Below are 14,853 nucleotides of genomic sequence, written 5' to 3'. Positions count from 1 at the left end.
GGGAAGGAATTAGAAGTTATAAACCACTTCCAAATTGTAGTCCTTGAGGGCTTTTTGCGCTTTGCCGAAATCTTCGGTAAAGCCTAATATATATCCACCGCCTCCCGAGCCGCAGAGTTTGAGGTAATACTCATTGGTGTCGATACCCCGCTTCCAGAGTTCGTGGAACTTAGCGGGGATCATCGGTTTGAAATGATCCAAGACCACATGGGAAAGCTGTTTCAAATTTCCGAAGAGTGATTTTACATTGCCGTTCACAAAATCTTCGACACAGGCATCGGTGTGTTTAATAAATTGATCTTTTAACATGCTCCTAAAGCCCTCGTTCTTCATTTTTTCCATGAAGATTTGTACCATGGGCGCCGTCTCGCCGGTCATGCCACTATCCAGTAAAAATACGGCTCCTTTTCCTTCGGTGTTTTGCGAGGGAATGCTGGTCGACTCGATATTATCCTGTGAGTTGATCAGTATAGGAAGGCTCAAATAGCTATTTAAGGGGTCGAGCCCGGAAGATTTTCCGTGGAAAAAGGACTCCATCCTCGCAAAAATCCGCTTTAGCTTCAATAGTTTCTCCCTGGTAAGATTTTCAAGAACCGTTATTTTATCGTGGGCATATTTGTCATAAATAGCAGCTACCAACGCACCGCTACTACCTACCCCATAGCCTTGTGGAATAGAGCTATCGAAATACATGCCTTTCGAAATATCGGATGTCATTGCATTGATATCAAAGCGTACCAATTCAGGGTCTTCCACGGCAAGCTTTTCCAGATAGCCCTTAAAGGCCCGAAGGTTCTTATTCGACCTAATGGCGCTTTCCGATTCGTTACCATCGGTCTTTAAAGCTCCTTTAAAAAAATTATAGGGTATAGAGAGTCCTTTGGAATCTTTGATGATGCCGTATTCCCCAAAAAGGAGAATTTTAGAGTAAAACAGGGGTCCTTTCATACGGTTAAAAATACTATTCTTTTAAACATTGTTGACACTTTGTTATATCTATTCAAATAAATGTTCAACAATATCATGGTAAAGATAAACAAAAACTGGACGCTGTCGAAGTATTGCCGCTAAAATCATTTTTCTATCGATACGTTAAGTACCTGTCGCAACGTCATCTTGTTCATACCATTGAAATCAAACCCTTGTTGCTCCCAACCCGATCCGGTCGCAAATATGCTGTCCTTTTTCACAATACGTTAGCAATTCGTCTTGGATAAACCCATAAATCGGTTCTTTCTCATTTTCGGGATAAAGCACATGTACATTCGCACCGGCATCCAAAGTAAAACAAACCGGTTTTTTGGATGCTTCGCGAAATGCCCAAATGCGATTGATAATTTCAAGGGTATTCGGTTTCATCAATACAAAATAAGGGAGGCTGGTCATCATCATAGCATGTAGTGTAAGTGCCTCACTTTCGACAATTTCAATAAATGCCGTTAAGTCCCCGTTTGCAAAAATAGATTTTAATTGGCTCAGATTCGTATGGGCTTGGGCAAAGCGTGTCGGCGCATAGGGATGATCGTGCATCAAATTGTGGCCTACGGTGCTGCTTACTTGCTTTTGCCCTTTATCGACCAACAAGATGGTGTCATGGTAATTTTGATAAACTGGATGTACCTTGTATGGATAGCTGATTCCGAACAGATCCGAGCTTCCTTCAATTTCGTCATGTGCTCCCCATTGCATCAAACTTCCACTAATGCTTCTACAGGCACTTCCCGAACCCAATCGAGACAGAAAAGATGCTTTCTTCTGGAAAAAATCCGATGATATTCCGGGATTCAATTCCCTTTCCAGGTCCATCAGGCATAGCGCCAAAGCGGACATACTGCTCGCCGAGGATGCAATTCCGCTGCTATGCGGAAAGGAGTTGGAGCTTTCAATGGTGAATTGGTATTGTTTTAAAAATGGAAGATAGTCCTCGGTGCGCTCAAAAAAAGCTAAAATCTTTGGCTTGAAGTCTTCCTTGGGTCGCCCTTCAAAAAAGAAATCGAAACTGAACTCCTTGGTGGCTTTGTCCATTTTCTTGAAACTGACCGTAGTAGTGGTGGTAGCTGCACTCAGGGTAAAACTGATGGAAGGATTGGCCGGAATCTGATGCTTCTTTTTTCCCCAATACTTAACCAAAGCGATATTACTGGGTGATTTCCACCGAATTGTTCCCTCAGACTTTTCTTGGGTGTAGGGCAATGGGACAAAATCGTTTTCGGTCATGAAATTAAAAATTTGTGCAAAGATAGTTTTTAAGGGGTTTTGCGATGGGGGTCAATGAAATAAATCATTATTTTAGGGGAAATACTCCAACCTCTTGAAAAAAAAACTGACCTATATCGCTATCGCCGTCGGTATTTGCATTGTCATCGGCATTCTCTCCGGTTTCGCCACCCAAAGTTCGGTTAATACCTGGTACACGGGTTTGAACAAGCCTGGATTTAATCCGCCCAACTGGTTGTTTGCACCCGTATGGACCGTTCTCTACATCATGATGGGCGTGGCGGCAGGAATCGTTTGGGCCAAGGGGTTCTATCATTTATGGGTAAAGACGGCACTCTATCATTTTGGATTTCAGCTACTTCTGAACGCTGCATGGAGCATCGTTTTTTTTGGATTACGCGAGCCGTTTTGGGCTTTGATGGTCATCATTACCCTTTTGATATTAATTTTGCTCACGATCCGTTGGTTCAGAGTAGTGAGCAAGGTTGCGGCCTTGTTGATGGTGCCCTATCTTCTATGGGTCTGTTTCGCCACCGCATTGAACTATAAGATTTGGGAGCTCAACTAATTTCAAGATAGACCAATAGTTCGGTAATCCCCAAGTGCACGATGTATTTGGTACGCAACCACATTCCTATCTCTGTTGGCTCGAAGACATCTCCAGTAATTTCATCATCGTACCATGGTTTCTAGTGGTCGCCCCGATTTTAAGCTTCCGTTCCAAGAGATTGTTATTCAACTTAGCCTGGCCGTATCCTTTTAGGCAACAGAGATACACACACTCTTCGGAGACAAAAAACTTTTCGTTCGGATAGGTTTCTTGTCGGAATGCTTCGACCAAAGCCGGCTCTGGGACATCCTTTAGGAGGACATAGTAAATACGATTGGCCTGCAAATCCTCCGGGTTTTTAAAAGGGTTTTGATCGATGATTCCCTCTATGTCTTTTCGGGTCTTTACGAGAACCGGAACGTCGAAACCAAAGGTCTTGGTGATGGCTGTGCCGATTTTTTCCGCCACGCTAGCGGGGTCCGGGTCTGCAGCTTCAAATAAAATGTTACCACTTTGAATATAGGTCTGTACCTTATCAAAACCCAACTGCTGCATCATTTCGCGCAAATCGACCATCTTGATTTTCTTTTGCCCGCTTACGTTGATTCCCCGGAGCAAAGCGATGTACTTTATTGTTTCCTGCATAGTAGGATAATTTACGAGAATCGACTTGCCGGCATGCTTGGTTTGATTCTATAGATAGGTTGCTACTTTTCGATGATTGCTTTGGCCGCGATATAACCACTGGTCCACGCATTTTGAAAATTGAAGCCGCCCGTTATCGCATCTACATTGATGACCTCTCCTGCAAGATAAAGGTTGGGAAGCAATTTACTTTCCATCGTCTTGAAATTGATCTCTTTTAGGTCCACCCCTCCCGCGGTCACGAACTCTTCCTTGAAGGTACTCTTTCCATCGACCTGAAATTCGCAAGCGGTCAGCTGATCGGCTAAATTCTGTAATTGAATTTTGTTGACATCGGCCCATTTGGTAGTCTCTTCCAGACCTGAAGCCCGTACCAAATTGGTCCATAAACGCCTTGGCACGTCGACCGCCTTGGTTCGAAGTATTGTTTTTCTCGCCTCCACCTCCTTTATCTCCATCAAATAGGGGAGTACCGAACCTTGGTTAAAATCCGGCAACCAATTCACCCTAATTTTGAATCGATAGTTGAAATCATGTAACAATTTAGCTCCCCATGCCGATAACTTTAGGATGGCCGGACCGCTCAACCCCCAATGGGTAACCAAAACTGGGCCTTCGGCCGACATTAGGGTTTCTGTTGCTTTCTGGCTTCTTAGTTTGATGGTTATTTTTGGATTGAAGATGCGCTTGGCCAAGATTTCGACCCTCGCCTTGGTACTCAAACCGGGAATACCATTGATTCGCTCATCTTTAATATTGAAGGTAAACAAAGATGGCGTCGGTGGTTCGATGGTGTGTCCTAGATTTTCGAGCAGCTTCCAAATCTTAGGATTGCTTCCCGTTGCGACTAAGACTTTTCTTGCAGTGTAGCTATGTTTTATCGAAACGACCTCCCATAAAGCAACTTTTGATGAGTCCTTAACTTGTCTGATATCATTTACAGAACTATGTTTTAATACTTTCACGCCAAAACGGCCTGCCTCCGCTAAAAAACAATCGATGATGGTCTGGGAAGTATCGGATACGGGAAACATTCTACCATCCTCCTCAATTTTAAGGGAAATACCTCTTCGCTCAAAAAAGGCAACGGTATCCCCGCTACAATGGGTGTGGAAAGGTCCGAGCAGTTCTTTTTGACCCCTTGGATAATTTTTTACCAATTCGCTAGGGTCAAACTCGGCGTGGGTTACATTGCATCGCCCACCACCACTGACCTTCACCTTGGACAGTACCTCCTTGCCACGTTCCAGTATGGCCACCTTTAGCCTGGAATTGGCCTCGGCTATATGGATGGCAGCGTAAAAGCCCGCTGCGCCACCCCCAATAACGATGACATCGAACATCACCGGACACGTTCTGGGTAGTCCGTGATGATTCCGTCAACAGCCCATCTTTTAGCCATATTGATATCGTTGGGATCGTTCACCGTCCATGTGTAGATTTTGAAACCGGCATCCCTGATCTGATTGGCTATCTCAAGATTCAAACGTTTAATGTTTGGGTTAATAGCTTCCGCCTTCAGTTCTTTTGCCACAGGAATGGCCTCCAAGGGATCCCCTTCGGTGAGTACTGCTATTGCAATATTAGGATTGAATTTTCTCATTTCCCTAAGCTCATCCCAGTTGAAGCTGGATATCAAGAAGTTTTCTGGCGACCAACCACGCTCTTTAATATAATAATCGGTGATAAAATTTACCCTATTCGCAGTTCCTGTACCTTTCAATTCTATATTCAATCGTACTTTGTTGTCGACTAGTTTCAATACTTGTTGAAGGATCGGAATTTTATGCCCTCCATCCAATCGTAGTTTTTTCATGTCGGAGAGGTTATACTCCTCGATTCTTCCCGCTCCATTAGTGAGGCGATCTACACGTTCATCATGGAACACCACGGTTTCGCCACTGGTGATTTGGAATACGTCGATTTCGATGGCGTCTACCCCTAAGTCCATTGCCTTTTGTATCGAGGCCAGCGAATTTTCCGTTTCATGGCCCATTGCCCCGCGGTGCCCGATTACTAGTGGTTTTTTTTCATCCATACAACCGTATATTGTGAAGAACAATGCCAACACTATTGCACAATTTTTACCCATTTCTTCTTTATTTTAGGACAAAAATAAACGATTCCAATGGATTTAACGAGATTGCCAATTCCCCTCTCCCATTATGGACTTTGAGGGTATTTTCATCGCCATAAAGGGCATCCCTTAAGGGGTGTGCACCCTCGGAAAGCTTCCATTTTTCTATAATTTCATTGGGTACCTTCAACTCAAGGTCATAGGACTTGTTCGTATCAAAATTGGAAACCACAATTAATCTTTCCCGGTCGGACCATCGTACGAAGGAAAGTACCCGATGGTCGTAACCCGGCGTATGTTCCTTGTTATAAAAATGAATGTCCTCGTAATTACCCATCAAGGCGTCGCTCTGGATGGTAAAGTTGAGCAATCTTTTATAAAAGTCCCGAAGCGCTTTTTCCTCTCTTTTTAATTGGCCGCCATCAAATTTTTTGTCATTGACCCAGCGCTGATGATGGGGTACTCCGATATAATCGAAGATAGAGGTACGGGTGGGTTGGCCATAACCCGCGTTCTCCGCGCCAGGCTCCCCTACTTCCTGCCCAAAATAGATCATGACAGGGGCCGAGGTCATGGTAGCGGAAACTACCATGGCCGGTTTTCCCTTTAAGGCATCACCTGCAAAATCCGGACTGGCGATACGCTGCTCGTCATGGTTCTCCAAGAAGTGCAGCAAATGATGTTCGATATCCCAGGTGCCCTGTTTAACAACAGGAATATGGTCTGTCCACCCATGGCCCTGTATAATATGCTTCAGCGAATCGTACATCTCGACCTTGTCGTAGAGGTAATCCATTTTACCCTTGTAAATATAATCCCGATACAGACCTGGATTGTAAACTTCGGCCAACAGGAATGCCTCCGGATTTTTCCTTTTAATATGGGAATTCATGTAACTCCAAAATTCGACCGGTACCATTTCGGCCATATCGAAACGAAAGCCATCAACACCCATTTCGAGCCAATACAGCGCAATATCCTTAAACTTGATCCAAGAGTCCGGTATATTTTTATCGGACCAGAATTCGTAATGTCCCGAATAGTCGACCGCATCAAAACCCTGTGGAAGCCTATCGAAATCATATGATCCATCGGGCCGAACCCCATAGTTGATTTTAACCGTCTCATACCAATCGTTCATCTGGGGTCTGGCGAGCCTCGATCCGTTGCCGGTCCATTTAGCGGGATTCTCATTGAACTTCCCATCAACAAGTTCGTGGTTCTGACCCCCCAATGGCACATATCCGTTTTCCCATTGTGGTACTTGGAAAGCTGTATCGGGAATATAGTAGAAATTATTCTCCCTGGCGTATTCGACCGAAGTGTCGTCGTTCGCCCCAAAAGGCTTTTGACCTTCCGGAGTGCTACCGCCTTCGTAGTTACGGGCTACATGATTCGGGACGATGTCGATCAACAGTTTGAGCCCCACCTTATGGGTGCGATGGACCAACTGTTTAAACTCCTCTAAACGTTCCTTGGGCTTCTCCGCCAAATCTGGATTCACATTGTAGTAGTCCTTCACTGCATAAGGGGAACCGGCCCTTCCTTTTACTACATCGGGATCGTCCTGTGAAATACCATATGCCGTGTAGTCGGTAACCACTGCGTGATGGGGAACGCCGGTGTACCAGATATAGGTTACGCCCAAATCCTTGATCTCGCGTAACGCTTTTACTGAAAAGTCCGAAAACTTGCCCACTCCGTTTTCCTGAATGGTACCCCATGGTCTATTGGTGGTATTGGTATTGCCGAATAGTCGGGTAAAAACCTGGTAAACTACTTCTTTCTTTTTCACGTAGCGCTTTTCTTCTATGTTTTTGGGTTCGGTCTTACAGGCCAAAAGAACCGTACAGCCAAAAACCACTAAACCAAACCTTCTGGCGGACATCTTATTAAGCAGTTGTTTCGCTTCCGGGATTCAATACAAGGCGGTTGCCATTGACCCGAATCGACATTTCCTCTTTTCCTTCCAGTTTGAATTTGCTTCCCTCCTGGTCAACTGTAACCTTTAGAATCCGGTTCCTGAAATTTATCTTGAACGAGTACGATTTCCATTGATCCGGTATTCTCGGGGTAAACGACAGTTTGTCGTCAATGACGCGCATCCCACCAAAACCTTCCACAATACTCATCCAGGTGCCGGCCATCGAGGTGATGTGCAGTCCCTCTTCAACCTCTTTGTTATAATCGTCCAAATCGAGCCGGGAAGTCCTTAGATAAAAGGTATAGGCCTGGTCCATTCTATCCAATTTGGCAGCCTGAATACTGTGTACACAGGGAGAAAGGGATGATTCGTGAACGGTAAAAGGCTCGTAAAAATCGAAATGTTTCTCCAATTCCTCGATGGTAAAATGGTCTTCAAAGAAATAGAATCCTTGTAGCACATCGGCTTGTTTTATGTAAGGGGAACGCAAGATGCGGTCCCAGCTCCATTTTTGGTTGATGGGGCGTTGCTTCTTATCCAAATCGGCCACTGTAATCAATTCCTTATCTAGAAAACCGTCTTGCTGTAAAAAAATTCCCAGTTTTTCGGATTTTGGGAAATACAGGTTGGAAGCAACTATCTGCCATTGTTCGGTCTCGGCATCGGTTAACTTGGTTTTTCCGATAATACGACCATAATCTTCAGGATAGCCGTCCTTTACCTTTTGCAGTTGTTCCACAGTGTAATCGATACACCATTTGGCAATATAGTTGGTATACCAGTTATTGTTGACGTTGTTTTCGTATTCGTTGGGTCCTGTAACCCCCAGGATTACATATTGGTTTTTTTGGGTTGAAAAGGTAGCTCGTTGATTCCAAAAACGGGCAATCCCTATCAAGACCTCCAAGCCCATCTCCGGTATGTAGCTATAGTCGCCTGTAAAACGATAATAATTATAGATTGCAAACGCAATCGCTCCGTTTCGATGAATTTCCTCAAAAGTGATTTCCCATTCGTTATGGCATTCCTCACCGTTCATCGTAACCATGGGATAGAGTGCCGCCCCGTTTGAAAAACCCAGTTTTTCAGCATTTTCAATGGCCTTCCCCAAATGATTATAACGATATTTCAGTAATTTTCGGGCTACTACCTGATCTTTGGTGGCCATATAAAACGGGATACAGTAAGCCTCGGTATCCCAATAAGTACTACCCCCGTATTTTTCCCCGGTAAAACCCTTGGGACCAATATTTAAGCGACTATCGGTTCCTAGATAGGTCTGGTTCAATTGAAAGATATTAAATCGGATACCCTGTTGGGCCTTTACATCCCCGTCAATTGTGATATCGCTCATTTCCCAAATTTTGGCCCAAGCATCTTTCTGCCTATCCAAGAGTTCATCAAAACCGAAATCGGTAACCTTTTTAAGGACTTTTTTGGCGGCAGTGATCAACCCATCCGCTTTATGATTACGGGAAACGGTGTAACCACCAAATTTATGGAGTGCCAAGGTCTCCCCTTTGTCGGCCTTTTGTATGTATTCATGACCTACGAATAGTTCACTCGTAGTCGCAGCGGGGGCCACATCTAACTTTTCGCCATTATGGTACAGTTCGGACTCCATAAACGTGCAGGTATCGAAATGGGTCTTCATAGTGTGTGCCTCGATAAAGGCTTGGCCTCCATCCGATATCACGTTGGTGGTATTCCAAAATTTATCGTCCCAATTCGTGTCATGGTTTTTGATTCCACTATCCAAATAAGGCTCAAATTTAATTTCCGCTTGTGCATTTATCGGGGTGACTTCGTATCGGATTATCCCAGCCTCGTCAAAGTCCAAACTAAGAAACCGGGTGACATTTATTCGGACCTCGACCCCATTGGGCAGGGTAGCCTTAAAACTTCGCCGGTACCAGCCTTCCCGCATATTGAGTTCCCGTCGAAAATCGGTTACCTCCTTGCAGGTGTTCAGATCGAGGGGTTCTCCGTTGACCGTCACATTGATTCCGATCCAATTGGGCGCGTTCAATACTTTGGCAAAATATTCGGGGTAGCCATTTTTCCACCATCCTACTCGGGTTTTGTCGGGATAATACACTCCGGCGATATAGCTTCCTTGAAACGTGTCTCCTGAATAATGCTCCTCAAAATTGGCCCGCTGCCCCATGGCTCCGTTACCAATGCTGAATAAACTTTCGGAAGATTTTACCTGTTCTTTGTCGAAACCTTCCTCGATAATACTCCAAGGGTCTGGTTGTATATAGTCTTGATTCATATTTTCAGTTAGATAAAAGAGCAAAGTAGTAAGACCGCTTCGCTGAAAAATACTTAAATGGTTACGCTAGCTATTTAGTCGTTAATCTTTAATTAAGGTATCCAAAAACTTCAAATCGATTTTGGTGAAATCGGCAAAATTATAGTCCGCTTCTGAAAGCACCTGTTCTTCCCCGATTCCAACACTGGTCATTTCAGCCGTGTTGGCGGCAGCGATACCGGCAACCGCATCTTCGAAAACAACGCAGTTTTTGGCATTCACACCCAAAAGTTCGGAAGCGATTAGGAATACTTCCGGATCAGGCTTGGCCTTGGTGACAGAATTCCCATCGACCACTGCGTCAAAATAAGGTAAAAGCTTTACCTTTTCCAAAATCGGTCGCGCATTTTTGCTTGCCGAGCCCAAAGCCATTGGAACCTTATTGGTTTTCAGATAATCGAGTACTTTGGTAACATCGGGAAGAATTTCGGTTTCATCCATGCCTGAAATATATTCCAAGTAGTCTTCGTTCTTCTCGACCAGCCAAGCATCGAATTGCTCTTGGGAAACAGAGAGGCCACCCATCTCCAATAAGATTTCCAGACAGCGCTTGCGACTAACGCCCTTAAAATTTTCGTTGTCTTCCTCGGTGAAGTCGATTCCCAATTCATTGGCCAGCTTTTTCCATGCCAAATAATGATATTTAGCAGTGTCGACAATAACGCCATCTAAATCGAATATAAATCCGGTTTTGTTCATCCTCTACGATTAAATTGATCAATTGGGAGTAGATTCCCTTTCTATTAGTGTAGCCTCTATTACCTCCGTACGGTACGTCTCTTCCTCTTCGTCTATCTCACTTTCAATTTTTTTTATCAACATTTCGGCCGCAATCTGTCCCATTTTCTCGCCATGCTGCTCCACAGTTGTGAGGGTTGGGGTAGCGTATCTTGAAAGAATGCCATTGGTAAAACCGATAAATGAGATATCCTCCGGAATGCGGAGGCCCTTCTTCTGCGCCAAACGCATGCAAAGAATTGCAAAGAGCTCGTTTACGCAGAGGACTGCATCAATTTCATTCGTATCGAAAAATTTGGTTATCATCTCGTCGTTCACTTCAGTGTAGGGAAGTTTAAGCACCAAGCGTTCTTCCATTTTCAGCCCATTATCCTCCAATGCTTTTTGGTATCCTTCGGCGCGTTTCTTACTGACGTTAAAATAATTCTCCGTGGTGACCAGGGCAATCCGTTTTCTGCCGGTCTTGATCAGCTTATCCACAGCCCGATAGGCAATTTCCATATCATTGATAACCACTTTGTCGCAATCTATTTCTTCGGTGACCCTGTCAAAAAGCACGAGTGGAATACCTTGTTCAGTGACTTCCTTCAAATGATTAAAATCGTTTTTTTGTTGGGTTTCGGCTGATAACGACATAATGAAACCATCGATACTTCCATTGGCCAGCAGTTCCATATTGATCACTTCCTTGTCAAACGATTCGTCGGAAACACAGACAATCACGTTGTAGCCGTGCGCATTGGCGTATTTTTCGATACCTCTGAATACGGTCGTAAAGAAGTGATGCACGATATCCGGAATAATGACCCCAATGTTCTTGGTGCGTTTGTTTTTAAGACTAATGGCGATATTATTTGGCTTGTAGTTGTAAAGCTTGGCAAATGCCTGTACCTTCTCCTTGGTGTCCCTTCCTATTTCCTCACTATTCTTGAGTGCTTTTGAAACGGTAGATATGGAAACCTCCAACTCCCTTGCAATGTGCTTCAGTGTGATTTTCTGTTTCAAACTTTCCCTTTAATAATATGCCTCAAAAGTAAAATTAACCATTTAATCGTTATTGGCATCTTTTAACACTTCCGTATGCAGTGAACCAGACCAATATGTGAAAACTTTTAACAATGATAAAAAATACTATATTTGTGACGTATTCTCAATCGGGCAACGAAAAGTTATTAAAAATGCGAAAAATGCATTTTATACGATTGTAAGTTACTATTGTGCTATTTTCAGAAAGTTATTAACACGAAACCGTTTGCGTAACTTTTGAAACTGGTACAACTCGGAGATTAACATAGAATTTACATATTTTTAACTCTTAAAATTAAATCGAATCGAAATTAACTCAACTTTAAATTAACTGTTTATGAAGATTACACTCTTAAGAAGCTTGATGATAGTAGGCACTTTTTTGTGCTTTGCTTTTTCTCAAGCACAGGAAGTATCCGGTACAGTTTCCGATGCCTCAGGACCCCTACCGGGCGCCAGTGTGGTAGTAAAGGGAACAACCAACGGAACCCAAACCGACTTTGATGGCAACTACACCATATCCGGTTTGGACGAAGATGCTGTTTTGGTCTTTAGCTACATAGGGTACAGCACCCAGGAAGTCCCCGTTGCAGGGCAAACGACCATCGATGTGGTCATGCAGGAAGATGCCCAGGCCTTGGACGAGGTGGTCATCGTAGGATACGGTAGCCAAGCGAAAAAGGAGATTACTACCGCGGTAGTCAGTGTGGGTGTCGAAGACTTTAACCAAGGGGTCGTGCAAGAACCTACCCAGCTCTTACAAGGTAAGGTTGCAGGGCTGAGCGTGGTCAACCGAGGTGGAAACCCCAACGCCGATCCTGTAATCCGCTTGAGAGGTATCTCTACAGTAGGTGGTAACCAGCAACCTCTAGTTGTAATCGATGGAATTCTTGGAGGCTCACTTAACAGTGTCGACCCTTCCGATATTGAGAACATAACGGTGTTGAAGGATGGGTCTGCAGCGGCCATTTACGGTTCCAGAGCCTCTGCCGGTGTAATCGTGATTACCACGAAATCGGGAAAAAGTGGACAGCCTTTACAAGTGGGCTACAATGGTCAAATTGGTGTTCAAAGCATTGCCAACCAAATTGAAATTATGGATCGCGGAGAATTTCTTGCGGCCGGAGGGAATGATTTAGGGAGTGACACCGATTGGAGGGATGAAATTACTCAGACCGGCGTTGCCCAAGTACATAATATTTCTGCTGCCGGTGGTACCGACGACATGACCTACCGCATCGCAGCCAACTTTAGGGATACGGATAATATTCTGATTAATTCCGGGTTCCAGCAAGCCAACTTCAGGACCAATTTCACAGGAAGGTTGTTTGATGATAAATTAAAAGTGACCGTAAACACGGCCTTTACGACGAGGGATACGCAGTTTAATTTTAACGAGGCCTTTCGGTATGCTACCCTTTACAATCCGACCGCTCCCGTTTTTGGGGATGATGCACCTTTTCCCTTTAATTCGGCACAATTCGGGGGCTATTTTGAAACCCTGGGATTGTTCGACAGTTTTAACCCGGTGGCCATTGCGGAGCTAAACCGGAACGATGGTTCTTCCACCACCTTGAATTACAATATTAATTTGAACTATCGCATTTCAGATGCTCTTGCCCTCAACGTTAATTACGCCGAGCAGGACAGGAAGAACAATAGAAACCAGTACTACCCAACTACAGGTCTATGGCGTGGAAACGCTTTGAGCCCTACGCGCCGCGGTCGTGCCGACTTTTTTACGGAAGAAGAGGATTTCCAATTGTTTGAAACCTATGCTACCTACACAGGGCAAATTGGTGACTTGGTCGGTTTAACGGTTACAGGTGGGTATTCTTTTCAAGAGACTGATTATAACAACAACTACTTCCAGATAGGTGATTTCCCTCCAGGAGTGGATTTTGATTTTAGCAATAACATTCAAGTGGCCCAAGATTTGTTGGAAGGTGGTCGAATCGTTGCCAACAGTGAAAGACAGGACGGGGATCGCATTATCCGTTTCTTCGGCCGGGTAAACGCCACCTTTGATGACGCCATTTATTTGAATGCCGCTCTGAGCCGGGAAGGTTCAAGCCGTTTTGGTTCGGAAAACCAGTGGGGTATATTCCCTGCGGTAGCGGTCGGTGCCGATTTAAATAAATATTTACAATTGGATAATGTAAACCTTCTTAAAGCCCGTTTGGGGTGGGGGGTCACAGGATCTATTCCTCCAGAAGTAGGTTTGTATCGACAGATATTTAACGTACAGAATGGGGCGGACGGCCAGAGTGGTGCCGCAACCACACAAGATCAAGGGCGGGCCGCCAACCCTGATTTGAAATGGGAGGAAAAATCTGAAATCAACCTTGGTTTCGAATTTGCTACGGATCGTTTTGGAGCAACACTCGATTTGTTCTCCAGGGACATCAAAGACTTCATCATCTTGGCCAACGTAGACGCAGCAGAAAACAACGGTTTCAGCCAACGTTGGGAAAATTCTGGTATTGTTGATGTTAAAGGTATCGAATTTGCCGCCAATTATGACTTGATAAAAAAAGACAATTTGACCTACAATACGGGGGTTATCCTTACGCACAACAAAAACGTCTTGGAGGAAAACCCGCAAGGTGATCAGGTACTGGGCAATCTTGGAGCACCCGGACAAAACAACACCAATGTTATCCTTGTAAGGGAAGGTGAGGAAATCGGACAAATCTGGGGTCCAGTATGGTCCGGCAATGTTGACGCTGCTGGCACACCCATTTTGAGCGATATCAATGGCGACGGTGAGGTAATCGCAGGGCAAGGAAGTGCCTTGGACCCGAATGCCGACTTCGCTGTCTTGGGTACCGGCCTGCCGGATTTGGAAATAGGTTGGACCAACCAAGTGACTTTTGGCAAATGGGACGCCAATGTATTTTTCCGCGCCGTATTGGGCCATAGCCTAGTGAATAGTTTCCGGGCGTTCTATGAGCCTATCATCGGCTCACAGGCATCTTACAACTTTGTAAACACCGCCAACGCCAACCCGAATATCAAGACGGCCCAGTTTAGCGATTATTATGTAGAAAAAGCCGATTTCCTCCGTTTGGATAATATGTCTATTGGTTATAACTTTGATTTAAACGAAGACAGTTATATCAAGGGATTACGACTTTCGCTTGCCGCACAAAATCTTTTTACCATCACTGGCTACGATGGGGTCGATCCAGATCCTGCCCTCCAAGATGGCGGTTTAGGGTTGAGTAACCTTCGAGGTAATAATCCAAACCAAACGGTAAGTCAGTCACAGCCAAATGTTTTGATACCAGGTATCGAACGAAGGGAAGCTTACTATACCGCTACAACCATAACCTTTGGTTTAAATGTTAACTTTTAAAAAA

11 protein-coding genes are annotated in these 14,853 nt (G+C 44.5%); 2 read left to right on the top strand and 9 right to left on the bottom strand.

Going from position 1 to position 14,853, the window contains the following annotated elements; translation table 11 throughout:
• Positions 1-9: 9 nt before the first annotated feature.
• Positions 10-948, bottom strand: a complete 939-nt coding sequence (locus tag FK220_RS15040) for a mevalonate kinase family protein (RefSeq protein WP_152575161.1) — start codon at positions 946-948, stop codon at positions 10-12.
• A 186-nt stretch (positions 949-1,134) separates the two neighbouring features.
• Positions 1,135-2,217, bottom strand: a complete 1,083-nt coding sequence (locus FK220_RS15035; protein ID WP_152575160.1) for a diphosphomevalonate/mevalonate 3,5-bisphosphate decarboxylase family protein — start codon at positions 2,215-2,217, stop codon at positions 1,135-1,137.
• Between the two features lie 94 nt (positions 2,218-2,311).
• Between FK220_RS15035 and FK220_RS15030 the strand changes: the two genes are divergently transcribed.
• Entirely contained in the window at positions 2,312-2,785 is a 474-nt protein-coding gene (locus FK220_RS15030; protein WP_152575159.1) for a TspO/MBR family protein, read from the top strand.
• Between the two features lie 66 nt (positions 2,786-2,851).
• Here the strand turns inward: FK220_RS15030 and FK220_RS15025 are convergent, their stop codons facing one another.
• The 7 genes from FK220_RS15025 to FK220_RS14995 all read right to left on the bottom strand — a co-directional run bounded on the left by FK220_RS15025 (position 2,852) and on the right by FK220_RS14995 (position 11,470).
• Positions 2,852-3,412: a DUF1697 domain-containing protein gene (locus tag FK220_RS15025; protein ID WP_152575158.1), complete on the bottom strand. Its 561-nt coding sequence runs from the start codon at positions 3,410-3,412 to the stop codon at positions 2,852-2,854.
• A gap of 62 nt (positions 3,413-3,474) precedes the next feature.
• Positions 3,475-4,755, bottom strand: a complete 1,281-nt coding sequence (locus tag FK220_RS15020) for a BaiN/RdsA family NAD(P)/FAD-dependent oxidoreductase (protein WP_152575157.1) — start codon at positions 4,753-4,755, stop codon at positions 3,475-3,477.
• Positions 4,755-5,450: a glycerophosphodiester phosphodiesterase gene (locus FK220_RS15015; protein WP_152575156.1), complete on the bottom strand. Its 696-nt coding sequence runs from the start codon at positions 5,448-5,450 to the stop codon at positions 4,755-4,757. Before FK220_RS15015 ends, FK220_RS15020 begins: the two co-directional genes overlap by 1 nt.
• Before the next feature lie 61 nt (positions 5,451-5,511).
• A complete protein-coding gene (locus tag FK220_RS15010) occupies positions 5,512-7,377 on the bottom strand; it encodes an alpha-amylase family glycosyl hydrolase (RefSeq protein WP_152575155.1) in 1,866 nt (621 codons plus the stop codon).
• A 4-nt stretch (positions 7,378-7,381) separates the two neighbouring features.
• A complete protein-coding gene (locus FK220_RS15005; RefSeq protein ID WP_152575154.1) occupies positions 7,382-9,688 on the bottom strand; it encodes a glycoside hydrolase family 65 protein in 2,307 nt (768 codons plus the stop codon).
• A gap of 81 nt (positions 9,689-9,769) precedes the next feature.
• Complete coding sequence (gene pgmB / locus FK220_RS15000) at positions 9,770-10,426, bottom strand: beta-phosphoglucomutase (protein ID WP_152575153.1); 657 nt, start codon at positions 10,424-10,426, stop codon at positions 9,770-9,772.
• A gap of 18 nt (positions 10,427-10,444) precedes the next feature.
• Positions 10,445-11,470, bottom strand: coding sequence for a LacI family DNA-binding transcriptional regulator (locus tag FK220_RS14995; RefSeq protein ID WP_152575152.1), 1,026 nt, complete (start codon positions 11,468-11,470; stop codon positions 10,445-10,447).
• 358 nt (positions 11,471-11,828) lie between these two features.
• Between FK220_RS14995 and FK220_RS14990 the strand changes: the two genes are divergently transcribed.
• Positions 11,829-14,849 carry a SusC/RagA family TonB-linked outer membrane protein gene (locus tag FK220_RS14990; RefSeq protein ID WP_152575151.1) on the top strand — a complete coding sequence of 1,007 codons (3,021 nt, stop codon included), beginning with the start codon at positions 11,829-11,831 and terminating at the stop codon, positions 14,847-14,849.
• Positions 14,850-14,853: the final 4 nt, after the last annotated feature.

The organism is Pelagihabitans pacificus (assembly GCF_009371985.2).
GTDB classification, from domain to species: domain Bacteria; phylum Bacteroidota; class Bacteroidia; order Flavobacteriales; family Flavobacteriaceae; genus Pelagihabitans; species Pelagihabitans pacificus.
This window is presented reverse-complemented; position numbering and strand designations above follow the sequence as displayed.